Genomic DNA, 18,335 nt, shown 5'->3' on the forward strand with positions numbered 1-18,335 from the left:
CATGAGACCCGAACCTACACAGCCGCCCGCACACACAGACCACTTCCGTACACCTGTCCCACCATTCAGCGACCCGCCCGGCCGTACGTTCGACAATGCCCCGGCTTCGCCAGACAGCCCTACGGGCGCTCCGCGCCCGAACTCCCGGACACTGCGACGCTCCGCGTCGCTACCACACGATGCGATTCCTCCCAGGCGCAAACGCCTGGGGTTCCTCGCAAGAATCTCGCTGAAATCCCCCCTCACCCATCGGAGTTGACGACCCATGCCCGAAACCTGGGACTACACCCTCCAGATCCCCAACGACCTCAGAGCCGTGACCGTCTGCCGCCGCACCCTGCGGCTGATCCTCACCATGCACGGGCTCATCGGACTGGTGGACACGGCGGAGCTGCTCGCGGCGGAGTTGATCTCCAATGCCGTACGGCACACGAAGGGGCCCGCCGCGCTGCGGGTGCGGCGGTCGGCGGAGGGGGTGGTGTGGATCGGGGCGTGGGACGCCGACCCCGAACCGCCGCGACCGCCGGAGCCGTTGGACGCGGTGGGCGAGCGGGAGGACGGGCGGGGGTTGGGGCTCGTCGTGGCCTGCACGCCGCACTGGGGATGGATGCCGTCGGCCAGGTTCGGCGAGCGGGGCAAGTACGTGTGGTGCGAGCTGGCGGCGGCCTAGTCGGCGTCGCACCGGGCCCGGTCAGCCACCGCACCTCGGTCACGATTCAATTTCAGCCATCGCCACCCCCTTGCCCATCCCCGTGGAATCGATTCCAATCCTTCATGACCTCGATGTAATCGATTCCACGAGGAGGTGGAGCGGCGATGGCGAGCATCAAGGACGTCGCGGCCGATGCGGGCGTGTCCGTCGCCACGGTGTCGCGGGTCCTGAACGACCATCCGTCGGTCAGTGAGGACGCGCGTACGCGGGTGATGGCCGCCGTGGCCGCGCTGGGGTACCGGCCGAACGCCGTCGCCCGGTCGTTGCGGACGGACCAGACCCGGACCCTCGGGCTGGTCATCAGTGACGTGATGAACCCCTACTTCACGGAGCTGGCGCGGTCCGTCGAGGAAGAGGCGCGGGCGCTCGGGTACAGCGTGATCATCGGGAACGCCGACGAACGGCCCGAGCTGCAGGACCACCACGTACGGACCCTGCTGGACCGGCGGATCGACGGACTGCTCGTGTCGCCGACCGACGGGGGCTCGCCGCTGATGCTGGACGCCGTGCGGGCCGGGACGCCGATGGTGTTCGTGGACCGGTGGATCCCGGGGGTGGACGTACCGGTGGTGCGCTCCGACGGGCGGGCGGCCGTGCGGGACCTCGTCGCGCATCTGCACGGGCTCGGGCACCGGCGGCTCGCGATCATCGCCGGTCCGGCCGCGACCACCACCGGGCGGGAGCGCGTGGAGGCGTTCCGGGAGGCCCTCGCCGCGCACGGGCTGCCGCTGCCGGACGCCTACATCGGTCAGGGCGACTTCCAGGCCGAGAGCGGGCGGCGGGTGACCGAGGGGTTCCTCGACCTGGCCGAACCGCCCGAGGCCGTCTTCGCCACCGACAACCTGATGGCGCTGGGCGCGCTGGACGCCGTCCGCGCGCGTGGGCTGCGGGTTCCGCAGGACATCGGGCTGGCGGCCTTCGACGACATCCCGTGGTTCGTGCACACCGATCCGCCGATCACGGCGGTCGCCCAGCCGACGGGCGAGCTGGGGCGGGCCGCCGTCCGCGCGCTCGTCGACCGCATCGAGGGGCGGCCTCCGCAGTCCGTCACCCTCCCCGCACGTCTCGTCGTACGTCTGTCGTGCGGCGAGTCCACTCCCCCAGAGCCGTCCCCCGTGACGAACAGGAGCACGTCGTGAGCGACCCGGACGAGTTGCTGCGCATCGAAGGCATCCGGAAGACCTTCCCCGGGGTGGTCGCGCTGGACGGCGTCGACTTCGATCTGCGCCGGGGCGAGGTGCACGTCCTGCTCGGGGAGAACGGCGCGGGCAAGAGCACGCTCATCAAGATGCTCTCCGGCGCCTACACACCCGACGCGGGACGGATCCTGGCCCAGGGCGAGGAGGTGCGCATCCATGGTGCGCAGGACTCCGAGCGGCTCGGGATCGCCACCATCTACCAGGAGTTCAACCTGGTGCCCGATCTGACCGTCGCCGAGAACATCTTCCTCGGGCGGCAGCCGCGCCGCTTCGGGATGATCGACCGGAAGCGGATGGAGGCCGACGCCGCCGAGCTGCTGGAGCGGGTCGGGGTGAAGGTGTCGCCCCGCGCGCGGGTGCGTGAACTCGGCATCGCCCGGCTGCAGATGGTCGAGATCGCGAAGGCGCTGAGTCTCGACGCGCGTGTGCTGATCATGGACGAGCCGACCGCCGTGCTGACGACCGAGGAGGTCGAGAAGCTCTTCGCGATCGTGCGCCGGCTGCGCGAGGACGGGGTGGGCGTCGTCTTCATCACCCATCACCTGGAGGAGATCGCCGCCCTGGGTGACCGGGTGACCGTCATCCGGGACGGCAGGAGTGTCGGGCAGGTGCCCGCCTCCACGCCCGAGGACGAGCTGGTGCGGCTCATGGTCGGGCGCTCCATCGAGCAGCAGTACCCGCGGCAGCGGGGCGGCTCCGACGCCGGGGAGGCATTGCTCGTCGTCGAGGGGCTGACGCGGGACGGGGTGTTCCACGACGTGAGCTTCGAGGTGCGGGCCGGTGAGGTCGTCGGCATCGCGGGGCTCGTGGGCGCCGGTCGTACGGAGGTCGTGCGGGCCGTGTTCGGCGCCGACGCGTACGACGAGGGGGCTGTGCGAGTCGGCGGTTCGGCTGTGCCCAAGGACGACGTGGGCGCCGCCATGGCCGCCGGGATCGGGCTCGTGCCCGAGGACCGCAAGGGCCAGGGGCTGCTGCTGGACGCGTCCGTCGAGGAGAACCTCGGTCTGGTGACCCTGCGGGGCGCGACCAGGGGCGGGTTCGTCGACCTGAGACGACAGCGGGAGAGCGCGGCCCGGGTCGCCGAGCGGCTCGGGGTCCGGATGGCCGGGCTGCACCAGCAGGTGCGCACCCTCTCCGGCGGCAACCAGCAGAAGGTCGTCATCGGCAAGTGGCTGCTCGCGGACACCCGGGTGCTGATCCTCGACGAGCCGACGCGCGGCATCGACGTAGGCGCGAAGGTCGAGATCTACGAGCTGGTCAACGAGCTGACGGCCGCCGGTGCCGCCGTACTGATGATCTCCAGTGACCTGCCCGAGGTGCTCGGTATGAGCGACCGGGTGCTGGTCATGGCCCAGGGGCGGATCGCGGGCGAACTCGCCGCCGCCGAGGCCACCCAGGACGCCGTGATGGCGCTCGCGGTCTCCACCCCCACCATCCCCACGACCCCCACCACCGAGAAGACTGAGAAGGAGGCCCCCCGTGGCCGCTGACACGCTCAAGAGCACGCCGGGCGCGCGTGGCGCCTCGGGACCATCGGGGCTTCGCCGGATCCTGCTCGACAACGGCGCGCTGACCGCGCTCATCGTCCTCGTCGTCGCCATGTCGGTGCTCTCCGGCGACTTCCTGACGGCCGACAACCTGCTGAACATCGGCGTCCAGGCCGCCGTCACGGCGATCCTCGCGTTCGGTGTGACCTTCGTGATCGTCTCGGCGGGCATCGACCTGTCGGTGGGCTCGGTGGCGGCCCTGTCGGCCACCGTGCTGGCCTGGAGCGCCACGTCGGAGGGCGTCCCGGTCTGGATAGCCGTGATCCTCGCGATCGCCACCGGTGTCGCGTGCGGTCTCGTCAACGGCTTCCTGATCTCGTACGGGAAGCTGCCGCCGTTCATCGCGACGCTGGCCATGCTGTCGGTGGGGCGCGGTCTGTCGCTGGTGATCTCGCAGGGCAGCCCGATCGCGTTCCCGGAGTCGGTCTCGCACCTCGGGGACAACCTGGGCGGCTGGCTGCCGGTGCCGGTTCTGGTGATGCTCGTGCTGGGCGGTGTGACGGCCGTGATCCTGGGCCGTACGTACATCGGGCGGGCCATGTACGCGATCGGCGGCAACGAGGAGGCGGCCCGGCTGTCCGGGCTGCGGGTGAAGCGGCAGAAGCTGGCGATCTACGCGCTGTCCGGGCTGTTCGCCGCCGCCGCGGGCATCGTGCTCGCCTCCCGGCTGTCCTCCGCGCAGCCGCAGGCCGCGCAGGGCTACGAGCTGGACGCGATCGCGGCGGTCGTCATCGGCGGCGCCTCGCTGGCCGGCGGTACGGGCAAGGCGTCGGGGACGCTGATCGGCGCGCTGATCCTGGCGGTGCTGCGCAACGGGCTGAACCTGCTGTCGGTGTCGGCGTTCTGGCAGCAGGTCGTCATCGGTGTCGTCATCGCGCTGGCGGTGCTGCTCGACACGGTGCGCCGCAGGGCCGGGGCTACCCCGGTCGCGGCCGGTACCGGCGGGGCCGGGGAGCGGCGCAGGCAGGCGCTGACGTACGTGCTCGCGGCGGTGGTCGCGGCGGCCGTCATGGGCGCGACCTCCTTCCTGCACGGCGGGTCGTCGGCGGCGAAGAGCGAGAAGATCGGGCTGTCGCTGTCGACGCTCAACAACCCGTTCTTCGTGCAGATCCGGGCCGGGGCGCAGGACGAGGCGAAGAGGCTGGGCGTGGACCTGTCGGTCACCGACGCGCAGAACGACGCCTCGCAGCAGGCCAACCAGTTGCAGAACTTCACCAGCGAGGGTCTCGGCACGATCATCGTCAACCCGGTGGACTCCGACGCGGTGACCCCGGCGGCGAAGGCCGTGAACAAGGCGGACATCCCGCTGGTGGCCGTCGACCGCGCGGTGAACGGCGCGAACACGGCCGCGCTCGTCGCCTCCGACAACGTCAGCGGCGGCAAGCTGGCCGCCAGGTCGCTCGCCGAGAAGCTGGGCGGCAAGGGGGAGATCGTCATCCTCCAGGGCCAGGCGGGCACCTCCGCCAGCCGGGAGCGCGGCGCCGGCTTCGCCGAGGGGCTGAAGGCCTACCCGGGCATCAAGGTCCTCGCCAAGCAGCCGGCCGACTGGGACCGCACCAAGGGCCTCGACGTGATGACGAACCTCCTCCAGGCCAACTCCGGCGTCGACGGCGTCTTCGCGGAGAACGACGAGATGGCGCTCGGCGCGATCAAGGCGCTCGGTGCCAAGGCCGGCAAGTCCGTCCAGGTCATCGGCTTCGACGGCACCGCCGACGGGCTGAAGGCCGTCGAGGCGGGCACGCTGTACGCGTCGGTCGCGCAGCAGCCCGCCGAACTCGGCAGGATCGCGGTGCGCAACGCGGTGAAGGCCGCCGAGGGCGAGAAGGTCGCGAAGTCGGTGATGGTGCCGGTGAAGGTGGTCACGTCGCAGAACGTGGCCGAGTTCAGCGGCTGACACGATGCGGTGGCCGGACGGGGAGCGCGTGGCCCCGTCCGGCCGCCTCGGCCGTTCCGGGCGCGTCGGTTCCGCCGGGCCGTTCCGGGCCCTTCGGTCCCGCCGCGTGTTTCGATCGTTCCGCCCGTCGGCGTGACCGGCCTTCGGGCGGCTCCAGTCCACCTGCACAGGGAGATGGATCATGTACGACTACGACCTCCTGGTCGTGGGATCGGCCAACGCCGACCTGGTGATCGGTGTCGAGCGGCGGCCCGGGGCCGGGGAGACCGTGCTCGGCTCCGACCTGGCCGTGCATCCGGGCGGCAAGGGCGGCAACCAGGCCGTCGCGGCGGCCCGGCTGGGAGCGCGTACGGCGCTGCTGGCGCGGGTCGGTGACGACGGTCACGGGCGGCTGCTGCTGGACTCGCAGCGCGCGGCCGGGGTCGACACGGCGGGGGTGCTGGTCGGCGGGGCGCCCACCGGGGTCGCGCTGATCACGGTGGATCCGTCGGGCGACAACAGCATCGTGGTGTCGCCGGGCGCCAACGGGAGGCTGACCCCCGAGGACGTGCGGGCGGCGGACGGGCTGTTGCGGGCCTCGCGGGTGGTCTCGGCGCAGTTGGAGATCCCGCTGGAGACGGTGGTGGAGGTCGTACGGCGGCTGCCGGAGGGGACGCGTTTCGTGCTGAACCCGTCGCCGCCCCGGGAGTTGCCCGCCGAGGTGCTGGCCGCCTGTGATCCGCTGATCGTCAACGAGCACGAGGCGCAGGTCATCGTCGGGGGTGAGCTGGCGGGCTCGCCGGAGGACTGGGCACGGGCGCTGCTGGCGCTGGGGCCGCGGTCGGTGGTCGTCACGCTGGGCGCGGAGGGGGCGCTCGTCGCCACCGCCGGGAGCAGCGTGCGGGTGCCCGCCGTGCGGGTGGAGGCCGTGGACACCACGGGGGCCGGGGACGCGTTCACCGCGGCGCTGGCGTGGAAGCTGGGTGCGGGCGCGGAGCCGGCCGAGGCCGCCGCGTACGCGGCCCGGGTGGGGGCGGTGGCCGTCACGAGGGCCGGGGCGCAGGTGTCGTTCCCGACCGCCGAGGAGGTCGCGGCGCTGTGAAGCGGGCCGGGATACTGAACCGTCATCTGGCGGGCGCCCTCGCCGAGTTGGGGCACGGGCACGGGGTGCTGGTGTGCGACGCGGGGATGCCGGTGCCTCAGGGGCCGCGGGTGGTCGACCTGGCGTTCCGGGCCGGGGTGCCGTCGTTCGCCCAGGTGCTGGACGGGCTGCTCGACGAACTCGTGGTCGAGGGCGCGACCGCCGCGCGCGAGGTCCGGGGCGCGAACCCGGAGGCGACGGCACTGCTGGAGGACCGCTTCCCCGACCTGGAACTGGTCTCCCACGAGAAGCTGAAGGCGCTGTCGGCGGGGGCGCGGCTGATCGTACGGACCGGGGAGGCGCGGCCGTACGCGAACGTGCTGTTGCGGTGCGGGGTGTTCTTCTGAGCCGGTGAACCGGATATCAGACATCGGACATCGGTGTGGGTGTCGGCGGCGAGGCCGGGGGTGAGGGACGGCGGTGAGGACGTTTCGAGGGGCCCGGTCCAGTGGACCGGGCCCCTCGGCTTCCCTCCCCATCAGAAGTCCCGCGATCCCCCCGGATCCCCCGTCCGAGACGTCCTGATGCCACATACGACCCGCGAAGTGCGGGGAGGGTTGCACGCGTTCTGAGATTTCTTTGGTATGCCAACGCGGTCAGCGACAAAAGGGCGTTCGATACAAGGGCGTTCGATTTATGTCCCGATGATGTCACTTCACCGGCAACCGCGTTGCGGGTGCAACGGGTTGTGGGAGAGCATGTTCGGGACGCAGGTGAACCGGACACACGGGGGTGGACACGACGTGAAGTTCGACATGGGGTCGACGACCCTGGCGGACCTCGGCAAGAGCACGCTCGGATCGAGCGACGACCTCGGGACACTGATCCAGCTGCTGATCAGCGCGGCGGAACCGCTGGAGGGCAAGTTCAACGGCGCGGGCAAGCTGGCGTTCGACTCGTTCAAGAACCGCGCGGACGAGATCACGGCCGATCTGAACGGCTCGCTCGCCGCGATCCTGGGCGGTCAGTCGGGCATGGACGACGCGTTCGGCACCGGTGACGTGGAGTCCCAGGACAACGCCAACCAGAACATGGGCCTGGCCAACTTCGACGCGGCCCGCTTCGGCGCCCGATAAGCCATCGAGAGCATCAGCAGGGGGACATCCACATGGCGCAGAACCAGGACCGCCGTTCGTACGACACCGGAGCCTCGGGCGAGGTGCAGACCGCGCTCGGCACGATCGTGGGGCAGTTGGAGCGGGTCCTCGGCGACCGTGACGCCGCCGTCAAGGCCGCGATGACCGAGTTCCAGGCCGACGGCGTCTCCGACGACTACCACGGCAAGGAAGAGCGCTGGAAGAAGGCGGCGGGCGAGGTCCGCGAGATCATCCGCCTCGTGCGCACCACGCTCGAACAGAACGACGGCACCGCCCAGTCCACGCTGGCCAAGGCCCGCGCGGCGGTCGACCAGATCGGCTGACCGGCCGGTCGGCCGACAGAGAAGCGAGCGGGGTTCCGTAGCCGTGGCAGCGCAGGATTACGACAGCCAGTTGCTGGAGTCGGTGTCGGTGCGGCGTCGACGGCTGCGGGACGCCCTGCTGTTCGGGGCGCAGCGGCAGCGGCGTTCCGTGGACGAACGGATCGGGAAGATCTTCGCCGGGATCGTCATCGCGGCGGTGTTGTGCGCGGGGTGTGTGGGGTGGTCCTTCGTGTCGAACCGCATCATCGGCAAGAGCCCGTACGGGGGTTCGGTGCAGCCGTCCGTCACCCCCTCCCCCGCTGTTTCCACAGCGGTTTCCACAGCCCCGACCAGCACTTCTACCCGGTGATAGGTTCGATCGCGTGATGTCTACGGGGACGTTGGGGCAGGCCACGGGCGGAGCGCGGACGGCGCTCAGCCGGGTCACACTCGTCGGTGAGCGGCGGCGGGTGGATCTCGTGCTGCCGTCGCGCGAACCGGTCGGACTGCTGCTGCCGGAGATCATGCGGCTGCTCGACGACCAGGTGGGCGGGCGGCCCGAGTTGCGGCATCTCGTCACCGCGGACGGTTCCGCGCTGGCGCACGACGGCACGCTGGAGTCGGCCGGCATTCCGGACGGCGCCGTGCTGCGGCTCGTCCGGGCCGAGGACGCGCCGTCGGCGCCCGTCGTGCACGACGTCACGGACGAGGCGGCCGACGACCTCGACGCCCGCGCCGGCCGCTGGCGGCCGGCCGCACGCCGGGTGACCGCCGGGTTCGCCACGGTCGGCTGGGCCCTCGCCGCCGGCGTCCTCGCACGGGCCGCGTACGAACCCGGGGTGGTCGCCGCCACGCTGCTCGGTGTCGCGCTGGTGGCCGCGCTCGCGGGTGCGCTGCTCGGGCGGGCCGGGAAGCGGGGCCTGGCGACGACCCTGATCGCGACGGCGGGTGCGCTGGGGCTGCTCGGCGCGTGGACATCGGCGGAGGCACAGCACTGGTCCGGGGCGGCACAGGTCGCGGCCCTGGCCACGGCCGGGGTCGGCACGCTCGCCCTGCTCGGGCTGTTCACCCCGCTCGGGCGGGGCGGGCTGGTCGGGGCGGGAGCGCTCGGCGGGATCTCGCTCTGCTGGCTCGGGGTCGCCGCGGCCGTGTCGGGCGCGGTGTCGCCGTCGGTGCCGGAGCAGGCCGAGGTGGGGGCCGTTCTCGCGGTCGTCTCCGTGGTCGTGCTCGGGCTGCTGCCCAGGCTGGCGCTGATGGCGTCGGGGCTCTCCGGGCTGGACGACCGGCGTTCCGGCGGCACCTCCGTGAGCCGCTTCCAGGTGTCGGCGGCGCTCACCGCCACGCATCGGGGGCTGGCGCTGGCGACGGTCACCCTGGCCGTCTCCGCGACCGCGGCCGGGGTGTTCGCGCTGCGGGCGCCCACCAGGTGGACGGTGCTGCTGGCCGTCGTGACCATGGTCGTCCTCGCGTTGCGCGCGCGGGCGTTCCCGCTGGTCGCGGAGGTGGTGGTACTGCTCGGCGCGGCGGCCGTGCTCGCCGTGCGGCTGGTCTCGGCGTGGCTGGACCACTCCGGCGGGGCGGCCGGTCCGCTCGCCGTCCTCGTCCTGCTCGCCGCCCTTCCGCTGCTGGTGCTCGCCGTGCAGCCCGCCGAGCACGTACGCGTACGGCTCCGGCGCTTCGGCGACACCCTCGAATCCATCGGCGTCATCACTCTGTTCCCGCTGCTCATCGGGGTGTTCGGCGTGTACGGACGACTGCTCGACACGTTCGCCTAGGGGCTGGGGGCCGCACATGACGCAGGCAGGGGACTGGCAGCGGGATGTGCTGCGCGAGCTGGGCGGGCAGGATCCGGCGCCCGGGGGCGAGAACACCGCCCCCACCGCGCCGGTGACCCCCGCCCGGCGGGCCGAGCCGACGCTGAGGTTGGTGCGGTCGGTACCGGCCGAGCCGACCGGGTCGGCGGAGCCGGTGGGCGGGCCTGCGCCGACGGGCGGGCCCGGGGCGGTGGGCAGGTCCGAAACGGCGGCGCCTGGCGCGGCCGGGGAGCCGGGGTCCGCCGAGGGTGCCGGGAGCGAGAGGTTCGCTCGGTCTGTGCCGGGGTACGGCGCGGCGGCCGAGGAGGCACTGAGGCCGGCTGCGGGGCAGCCGGAGCAGGGTGTGCCGGTCGGGCCGCAGGCGATGCGGCAGGCAGCCTTCGTACACCCGCAGCCGCCGGTGGAGCCGGGGCACGACGTACCACCGCCGGTTCAGACCGGGCACGTCGCCTGGCCGCCGTCGCAGGAGACCCCCCTCGGGCAACAGCCGGGCCGGGCGACGCCCGCCGCACAAGCGCACCTGCGGCCGGGGCACGCCGTACAGCCGCCAGTACAGGCGGCACCCGTCGTGCGACCGCCCACGCAGCCGACCCCCCACCTGCAACCGCCGCTACAGCCAGGGCACTACGCACAGCCGCCGGTAGAGCCCACCCGCGCGGTCCCCGTGCCGCACGCCCCCGCCGTGGGGCCCCCTGCCGGAGCGCACGGTGCCGCCGCGCGGTCGGCCGGTGTGCCCGGTGGCGGGGAGGTGCCGGAGGTGCCCGGTGGGGACGGGGTGCCGGGGGACGGGGCGTCGGGCGGTGTGCCGGCGGCTCGTGGTGCGCGGGTGCCGCAGACGCCGCTGCGCGCCCCCGACTCCGTCCCCACGATCGACCCCCGGCTCGCGCACGCGCTCGGGCGGCCGCAGCACGGGGACTCCGTGGTGCGGCGTACGGGGCGCTCGATCCGGAAGCTCGCCTCCTCCGCCGCGCAGGACGTGGCCGAGGAGACCCGGATCGCGCGGGAGTTGCAGCAGCCGGTGACGACGGGGCGGGTGATCGCCGTGACGTCGATCCGTGGCGGGGTCGGGAAGTCGACGACGGCCGCGCTGCTGGGGCGGACGTTCAACCACTACCGGCACGACCCCGTGCTCACGATGGAGGCGGACGCCGCCCTCGGCACGCTCCCGGTGCGGATGGGCGCCGACTCGGTGCGCTGGGCGGCGGCCGATCTGGCCCGCATCCTGAACCCGGCGATGCAGCTCACCGATGTCACCGGCTACCTGGTGCCGGTGTCCGACGGCGGCTGGCTGCTGCCCGGCAGCCAGGGCCGGGTGGGGGCCCCGCTGGACATCCGGACGTACCGCACCGTGACCCTCGCGCTGCGGCGCTACTTCGCCGTGACGGTGGTGGACTGCGAGACCCTGCCGGGAGAGGTGGCCCGTACGGCGATGGATACGGCCCACGCGCGCGTGGTCGTCGCGCCGATGACCGCCGAGGGCGTCAACGGCACCCGGCAGGTCCTGGACTGGCTCGGTCAGCTGCCGCACTCGGCGCTCGGCTCGACGGTGGTCGCGCTGACCGCCAACTCCCCCGACGTGACGCTGGACCGCGACACGGCCGTCGCCCACCTCAAGGAGTCCGGCGTCCACGTCGTCCCCGTCCCCTACGACCGCCACCTCGCCCAGGGCGGCCCCATCCGCACCGCGCTCCTCGGCCGGGAGACCCGTGCGGCGGCGATCACGCTGGCGGCGGAGGCGATGACCCGGGCGGTGCGGATGCGATGAACGACCACCGACAGGAAGAACAGGCAGAACACGCAGAACAGGCAGAAGGGGTCCGTCCGTGACCCAGCAGTTGATCCACCGGCCCGCGCGCAGCACCCGGCCGCTCGGGGCCGCGGGAGCCCGCACGATCGAGCCGCCGCCGAACCTCCCGGAGGGCAAGGCGGGGACGGCGGCGACGGCGTTGCTGCCGATGGCGGGTGTCATGGGCTCGGTCGTGATGATGACCGTGATCCGCAACAGCCAGTTCGCGGCACTTGGCGCCATCGTGCTGGTGTTCGCGCTGCTCGGCGCGGTCGCCCTCTTCCTCTCCCAGCGCGGCAAGGCCCAGCGCACCCGGCGCGCGCAGCGCGAGCGGTACCTGGAGTATCTGGAGGAACTGCGCGAGGAGTTCGGGGCCGAGGAGCGGCAACGGCGGGCGCTCGCGCGAGTGCTCGATCCGCCCCCGGAGGCGCTGTACGACCTGGTGCGCGACCCCGCCCGGCTGTGGGAGCGGCGGCGGCAGGACCCGGACTTCCTGCGGGTGCGGGTCGGCACCGGTGACGTCCCCGTGGCGGACCTGGTCATCGGGCAGAACCAGGGCGGGGTGATGACCCCGCCGGACCCCTTCATGCTGAACGAGGCCCGCGCGCTGCTGGCCCGCTACTCCGTGGCCAACGACTGCCCGATCACCGTGCCGTTGGACCGCGCGGGCAACGTCAGCGTGGTCGGCGACCGGGAGGGCGTGCTGCGGGTGGCCCGCGCGCTCCTCGTCCAGGCCGCCGTCGCGCACGCGCCGGACGACGTGGCGGTGGCACTCGGCATCCCGGGCGAGCGGCTGGCGGACTGGGAGTGGGCCAAGTGGCTGCCGCACGTGCTGGACGCGCAGGAGCACGACGGCCCGGTGGCGGCCCGCCGGATCGCGCCGAGCCTGCCGCAGCTGGCCCGGCACTTCCGGCACGAGCTGGGCCGGCGCGCGTCGTACGCGGCGGAGGTGCGCCGGGGGCTCGCCGACCGCAAGGCGCTGCGGCTGGCGTCCCGCATGCTCGTCGTGAGCGACGAGTACGGGGAGACGGCCGCCGAACTGCCGCGCCCGGACACGGCGGTGGGGCTCGCGGACATGGGCGTCACCGTGCTGCATCTGCTGGCGGAGCAGGTGCACGAGCCCGACCACGTGTCGGTGCGGATCACCGTGCGGGGCGATGAGGTCGTGGTGGAGGACCTGCGCGACCCGGATCCCTCGGCGATCACGGCCCCCACCGCCGTCCCGCCCGCGCACGGCACCTCCGACCAGGTCACCGCCGCCGGCGCCGAGGGCCTCGCCCGGCTGCTCGCGCCGCTCAGGCTGTCCGCCGAGTCGGCCGCCGAGGGCACCCCGGTCACCGGCCCCGTCGACTTCCCGGCCCTCCTCGGCATCGACGACCCGGCCGTACTGAACCTCCACGAGCTGTGGGCACCCCGCGGCGAGCGTGAGTTCCTGCGCGTGCCCATCGGCCTGACCGACCGTCACGAGCCGGTCCTGCTGGACCTCAAGGAGTCCTCGGAGCTGGGCATGGGCCCGCACGGGCTGTGCGTCGGCGCGACCGGGTCCGGCAAGAGCGAGCTGCTGCGCACCCTCGTGCTGGCACTCGCCGCCACCCACTCCCCCGAGGACCTGGCGCTCGTCCTGGTCGACTACAAGGGCGGCGCGACCTTCGCCCCGTTCACCGGACTTCCGCACGTGGCGGGCGTGATCACCAACCTGGAGAACCAGGCCGGGCTGGTCGAGCGCGTCCACTCCAGCCTCGCGGGCGAGGTGAAGCGGCGGCAGCAGGTACTCAAGGACGCGGGGAACGTGGCCGACATCGGGCACTACGCCGCCCTGCGCGCCACCCGCCGGCCCGACCTCGAACCGCTCCCGCACCTCTTCGTGGTGATCGACGAGTTCGGTGAACTCCTCACCGCCAAGCCGGACTTCATCGACCTGTTCCTGTCCATCGGCCGCATCGGGCGGTCCATCGGCGTCCACCTGCTGCTGTCCAGCCAGCGCATCGAGGGCGGCAAGCTCAAGGGCCTGGACACCTACCTCTCGTACCGGCTGGGACTGCGCACCTTCTCCGCCGACGAGTCGCGGACCGTGCTGGACACGACCGACGCGTTCCATCTGCCGCCGCTGCCGGGCTTCGGCTATCTGAAGGTGGACACCTCGACGTACGAGCGGTTCAAGGCGGGGTACGTGTCGGGCGCGTACCGGGGTCCGGCGCTGGTGGCGCAGGAGGACGACACGCCGCTGGCCTGGACGTATCCGACGTACAACACGCTCGACAGCGCGCGGACCGGCACCGAGGTCGTCGAGGGGCCGAAGGCGACCAAGCGGGAGACCGGGCCGACGGTGATGTCGGTGATGGTGGACCAGCTCGCCTTGGCCGCCCGGCCGGTACGGCGGATCTGGCTGCCGCCGCTGCCGGACGCGATCACGCTGGACGCGGCGGCCGGGCCCGTACGGGTGGACGAGCGGGGGCTGCGGCTGGCGGCCGCCGAGGGGCCGTTGCGGGTGCCGCTCGGGGTGCTGGACGATCCGGCGAAGCAGTGGCAGGGGCACTGGGTGCTCGATCTGACGGTCGCGGGCGGGCACGCGGCGGTGATCGGCGGCCCGCAGTCCGGCAAGACGACCCTGTTGCGGACCCTCGCGCTCTCCCTCGCCACGACCCACACGCCCGCCGAGGTGGCCGTCTACGGGCTCGACCTGGTCGGTGGCGGACTGTCCGCGCTCGCCGGCCTGCCGCACGTCGGCGGGATCGCGGGACGGGCCGACCGCGAGCGGGCGGCGCGGACGGTCGCCGAGGTGCGGACGATGCTGAACGAGCGGGAGGAGCTGTTCCGGGAGCACGGCATCGACTCCGTCGACCAGCTGCGGCACCTGCGGGCGCAGGGGAAGCTGCGCGAGCTGGGGTCCACCGACATCGTGCTGCTCGTCGACGGGTTCGGGGCGCTGCGCGACGAGTTCGCCGAGCTGGACGACACGGTCGTGGACCTGCTCAAGCGCGGCGGCGGGTACGGCATCCACGTCGTCGGCGGCATGCTCCGCTGGAACGACGTACGGATCGCGACGCAGTCGATGTTCGGGACGCGGGTGGAGCTGCGGCTGAACGACCCGAGCGATTCGAGCGTCGACCGCAAGCTCTCCGAGACGCTGTCGCCGGACACGCCGGGACGGGTCCTGACCGACGGCAGGCTGTTCGCGCAGGCCGCCCTGCCGCGCCTCGACGGACGGCCGTCGACGAGTGACCTCGGTCCCGCGCTGGAGGACGCGGCCCGGACGATCCGATCCACCTGGCACGGTGAACTGGCGCCTCCCGTAAGGGTGTTGCCGACGCGGCTGCCCTCCGGCCGGCTGCCGTCGGTTCTCGCCGAGCCGCACCGGGTGCCGATCGGCGTGGACCAGGACGCCCTGGCGCCCGCCCTGCTGGACCTCTTCGGCACCGACCAGCATCTGCTGGTCCTCGGCGACAACGAGTGCGGCAAGACGAACCTGCTGAAGCTGGTCGCCGCACGGCTCGTGGAGCGGTACTCGGACGAGGAGCTGGTCTTCGGCGTGTTCGACCCCCGGCGCGGGCTGCGGGGCGTGATCCCGGAGCCGTACCGGGGCGGATACGCGCACAACGCCAAGCTCGCGGCGGGCCTGGCGACGGGGATCGCGACCGAGCTGGAGAAACGGATGCCGCAGAGCGCCGACCCGGACGCGCTGACCGACGAGCCCGCGTTCGAGGGCCCGCGGATCGTGATCCTGGTCGACGACTACGACATCCTCACCACCGCCGGGCAGCAGCCGCTGTCGCCGTTCCTGCCGTATGTGTCGTCGGCGCAGGACATCGGGCTGCACTTCGTGATCACCCGGCGGGTCGCGGGCTCCTCCCGGGCGATGTACGAGCCGCTGCTGCAGACGCTGCGCGAGACCGGCACCACCGCGCTGCTGATGACCGGTGAGCGGAGCGAGGGGCAGCTCTTCCCCGGCCTGTACGCCTCGGCGCAGCCGCCGGGGCGGGGCACGCTGGTCCGCCGGGGGCGGGCCCATCAGCTGATCCAGACGGCACTCGACAGCGAGGAGGGCGACCGCCCGTGACCAGGGACGTCATCGCGCTCACCCCGAAGATGCCCGATGTGTGGGCCCTCATGACGAGTCTGTACGCCGGCGGGTCCGACCTGGACCTGTCGGCGGCGGCCGACGGCGCGGTCGTCCAGCTGCACGGGCCGGGCGGGCGTCCGCTGGTGTCCGTGGAGTCGCCGGTGCTGGTGCAGGTGCCCGGTGAGGCGGAGCGGCTGCTCGGGCAGACCGTGCGGGCCCCGTTCTGGTGGACGGAGGCGCGGGCGTCCACGGCGGTGCCGGAGGCGGAACGGCTCGCGGGTGTGGTGTGCGGGCGGCTCAACGCCCTGCTGGGCGGGTCGACCTGGCCTCCCGGGGCGGCGAGCACCGAGGTGGTGGACGTGTCCGCCGTACCGTCGGCGGGGTCGGGACAGCCCGCCGTGGACGTGGTGACCGAGCACGCGGCCGTGGTCCTCGTCGACCGGCCGGTGGTCGCCCTGACCAGCTGGCTCGCGGAGATCATGCGGACGGCCGTGGCGTCCCGGCGGTCCCTGCAGATCGTCACCCCGCCCGGCGTGCGGCTGACCACGGCCGCTCGTACGACGCTCGCGCGCGTCCCCAACCGCTGGGTGGTGCGGGACCCGGAGTGCGGCTACTACGACGGCCTGTCGGGGGCGGTGCTGCGCTGGCGGGACGGGGCGTTCTCGCCCGCGTTCGCCGAGGACGGGACGGCGGCGGTGGCCGCCGCGTTCACGCGCCCGGCGCCCGTGTCGGAGAAGGGCGCGGCGGGCCGTACGGCGGGCGGTACGGCGGGCTCCCCGGCGGACGAGCCGCCCGGACGTCAGCTGATCGTCGCCCTGCGTACCGTCCACCGGGCCGACGAGCGGCTGCTGCTGGGCGGCGCCCTGGAGGCGGCCTGGCAGGAGCTGACGGGGGCGGCGCCGGCGGGCTGGGGCACCGCCGAACCGGTCAACCTCCCCTGGTCCCGGCGGCAGTTGACCGACCTGGCCCGGGAGCGGGCGCCGGAGCCGTCGCAGCTGGTCGTCGTCGGCGCCCCGGAACGGCCGGCCCTGGCGACGGTCCGGGTGACGCGGACGACGAAGGGCGTGGAGGAGGACGCGGTCCTGACCGTCGGGTACGCGGCCGGCGAGGAGCCGCCGCTGGACCGGATCCAGGCGCTGGCCGACACCGCGGTCCGGGAACACGGGCTGCGGACCATGCTGACCTCGGTGCGCGTGGCGCGCGCCGACCTGACGACCGCGCCCCGTCTGGAGGGTCCGCCGCTGCCGGTGGCCTTCACCCTCGGCCCGGACGACGTCCACACGATCGGGCTGGACCGCGCGCGGCGGCCCCCGGTCGAGGTCCGCGCGGTCCCCCTCGGCCCGGCGGCCCGCCCGGCCCTGCACTACCCCCTCGGGGACGGCGCGGACACCGAGGCCTGGGGGCGGCTCCAGCAGCTGACGGCTCACCTGAAGGGCGATCATTCCCGGCCATCCGCCCCTGCTCAGCACGGGTGACTCGCGTCACTAACTCAACGACCACTACGAGCAGTACGAGCTCTGACGGATCCGGCATTTACCGGCCTGACCTGGGTCCCTAACCTCCCGGCAACAGCTGCCAGAAGGCACGCGCCAGGAGGAGAACCATGGCCAGATCCAGCCACACCGCTACCGGGCACCTCGTCGCCACCGGCAGGGGGCCGGCATACCGGCGTCCCCTCGCGGCGGCGTTCGCCGCGACCCTCGCGCTCGGCACCCTGGGCGCCTGCGGAGGTGGCGACGACGCCGCGCCGAAGGTGGCGGAGAACAAGATCTCGGCGGGCAAGGTGCCGGACTACTACCCGGCCGACTACGCCGACCTGATCGCGGCCGCGGAGAAGGAGGGCGGCAAGCTCACCGTCTACTCGAACCTCGGCGACGAGAACATGGCCCCGATCGTGCGGGACTTCAAGAAGAAGTACGGCTTCGTCAAGACGGTCTCCGTCAACGAGCTGGACAGCGACGAGCTGTTCCAGAAGACCCTGTCCGAGAACGCGGCCGGCTCCTCCCCGGCGGACGTGCTGATCTCCAGCGCGGCGACCGCCTGGGCGGACTTCTCGGCCCGGAAGAACACGGTCCTGTCGTACGAGTCGCCGGAGCTGAAGGAGCTGGGCGCGAGCGCGCAGCTGCTGCCGAGCGTGTACTCGATGTCACAGGACCCGATGACGATCGCGTACAACACCTCGCTGATGGAGACCCCGCCGACCACGCTGACGGACTTCGCCGAGATCCTCACGTCGGACGAGGACACGTACAGGAACAAGGTGACGGTCCGCGACCCGGAGGGTTCGTTCGGCTTCACGGTCACGCGGGCGCTCACCGAGGGCAACCCGGAGTCCTGGGACGACCTGGAGAAGATCCTTCCGCTGACCCGCCCGGAGACCTCCTCCGGCACCCAGCTGGAGAAGATCGTCGCCGGTGAGTACATGGCCGGCTTCCTGATCAGCGCCTCCCCCGCGTACCCGGTGGTCGAGGACAGCGCGGGGCTGGTGAAGATCGTGTTCCCGAAGGACGGGACGGTCGTCCTGCCGCGCGGCCTGGGGATCGCCGCCGAGGCTCCGCACCCGGCGACCTCGAAGCTCTTCCTGGACTTCGCCCTCTCCGAGGAGGGCCAGCGCGCGGTCGCCGAGGGCGGACTGGCCTCGTACCGCGAGGGCGTGAAGGGCGAGGGCCTGCACACCTACCAGGAGGTCGTGGACGCGGTCGGCGAGGAGAACATCATCCACGTCGAGTACAAGCCGGTCGGGAAGGACGACGCCGCCGCCTGGCTGGAGCGTTTCGACGGACTCCGCAAGTAGGCACGCGAGC

Annotated in this window: 14 protein-coding genes; all 14 read left to right on the top strand. The window is 72.9% G+C overall.

What is annotated here, in order from left to right; all coding sequences use genetic code 11:
* Positions 1-265 precede the first annotated feature (265 nt).
* The 14 genes from ACWCRJ_RS32875 (at position 266) to ACWCRJ_RS32940 (ending at position 18,325) form a co-directional block, all read left to right on the top strand.
* Positions 266-670 carry an ATP-binding protein gene (locus ACWCRJ_RS32875; protein ID WP_450942711.1) on the top strand — a complete coding sequence of 135 codons (405 nt, stop codon included), beginning with the start codon at positions 266-268 and terminating at the stop codon, positions 668-670.
* 146 nt (positions 671-816) lie between these two features.
* On the top strand, positions 817-1,851 hold the full coding sequence (locus ACWCRJ_RS32880; RefSeq protein ID WP_450942712.1) for a LacI family DNA-binding transcriptional regulator: 1,035 nt from the start codon (positions 817-819) through the stop codon (positions 1,849-1,851).
* A complete protein-coding gene (locus tag ACWCRJ_RS32885) occupies positions 1,848-3,401 on the top strand; it encodes a sugar ABC transporter ATP-binding protein (RefSeq protein ID WP_450942713.1) in 1,554 nt (517 codons plus the stop codon). Before ACWCRJ_RS32880 ends, ACWCRJ_RS32885 begins: the two co-directional genes overlap by 4 nt.
* The gene (locus tag ACWCRJ_RS32890) at positions 3,391-5,352 is read left to right on the top strand and encodes an ABC transporter permease/substrate-binding protein (protein ID WP_450942714.1); all 1,962 of its coding nucleotides are present in this window, start codon (positions 3,391-3,393) and stop codon (positions 5,350-5,352) included. Before ACWCRJ_RS32885 ends, ACWCRJ_RS32890 begins: the two co-directional genes overlap by 11 nt.
* A gap of 181 nt (positions 5,353-5,533) precedes the next feature.
* Positions 5,534-6,433: a ribokinase gene (locus tag ACWCRJ_RS32895; RefSeq protein ID WP_450942715.1), complete on the top strand. Its 900-nt coding sequence runs from the start codon at positions 5,534-5,536 to the stop codon at positions 6,431-6,433.
* Positions 6,430-6,819, top strand: coding sequence for a D-ribose pyranase (gene rbsD, locus ACWCRJ_RS32900; protein ID WP_450942716.1), 390 nt, complete (start codon positions 6,430-6,432; stop codon positions 6,817-6,819). The genes ACWCRJ_RS32895 and rbsD overlap by 4 nt, the downstream gene beginning before the upstream one ends.
* 396 nt (positions 6,820-7,215) lie before the next feature.
* Positions 7,216-7,548, top strand: coding sequence for a hypothetical protein (locus ACWCRJ_RS32905; protein WP_371580145.1), 333 nt, complete (start codon positions 7,216-7,218; stop codon positions 7,546-7,548).
* A gap of 32 nt (positions 7,549-7,580) precedes the next feature.
* On the top strand, positions 7,581-7,892 hold the full coding sequence (locus tag ACWCRJ_RS32910) for a pore-forming ESAT-6 family protein (protein ID WP_005486398.1): 312 nt from the start codon (positions 7,581-7,583) through the stop codon (positions 7,890-7,892).
* 43 nt (positions 7,893-7,935) lie between these two features.
* The gene (locus ACWCRJ_RS32915) at positions 7,936-8,241 is read left to right on the top strand and encodes a hypothetical protein (protein WP_450942717.1); all 306 of its coding nucleotides are present in this window, start codon (positions 7,936-7,938) and stop codon (positions 8,239-8,241) included.
* A gap of 16 nt (positions 8,242-8,257) precedes the next feature.
* Complete coding sequence (eccD, locus tag ACWCRJ_RS32920) at positions 8,258-9,646, top strand: type VII secretion integral membrane protein EccD (protein WP_450942718.1); 1,389 nt, start codon at positions 8,258-8,260, stop codon at positions 9,644-9,646.
* Between the two features lie 796 nt (positions 9,647-10,442).
* A complete protein-coding gene (locus ACWCRJ_RS32925; RefSeq protein WP_450942719.1) occupies positions 10,443-11,450 on the top strand; it encodes a type VII secretion protein in 1,008 nt (335 codons plus the stop codon).
* A gap of 58 nt (positions 11,451-11,508) precedes the next feature.
* The gene (gene eccCa, locus ACWCRJ_RS32930) at positions 11,509-15,528 is read left to right on the top strand and encodes a type VII secretion protein EccCa (protein WP_450942720.1); all 4,020 of its coding nucleotides are present in this window, start codon (positions 11,509-11,511) and stop codon (positions 15,526-15,528) included.
* Positions 15,525-17,006, top strand: a complete 1,482-nt coding sequence (locus tag ACWCRJ_RS32935; RefSeq protein ID WP_450942721.1) for a DUF6177 family protein — start codon at positions 15,525-15,527, stop codon at positions 17,004-17,006. The genes eccCa and ACWCRJ_RS32935 overlap by 4 nt, the downstream gene beginning before the upstream one ends.
* Positions 17,007-17,134: 128 nt before the next feature.
* Positions 17,135-18,325, top strand: coding sequence for an ABC transporter substrate-binding protein (locus ACWCRJ_RS32940; RefSeq protein WP_450942722.1), 1,191 nt, complete (start codon positions 17,135-17,137; stop codon positions 18,323-18,325).
* The last annotated feature ends 10 nt before the right edge of the window (positions 18,326-18,335 follow it).

The sequence above is a fragment of the Streptomyces sp. NPDC002324 genome, from assembly GCF_053593335.1.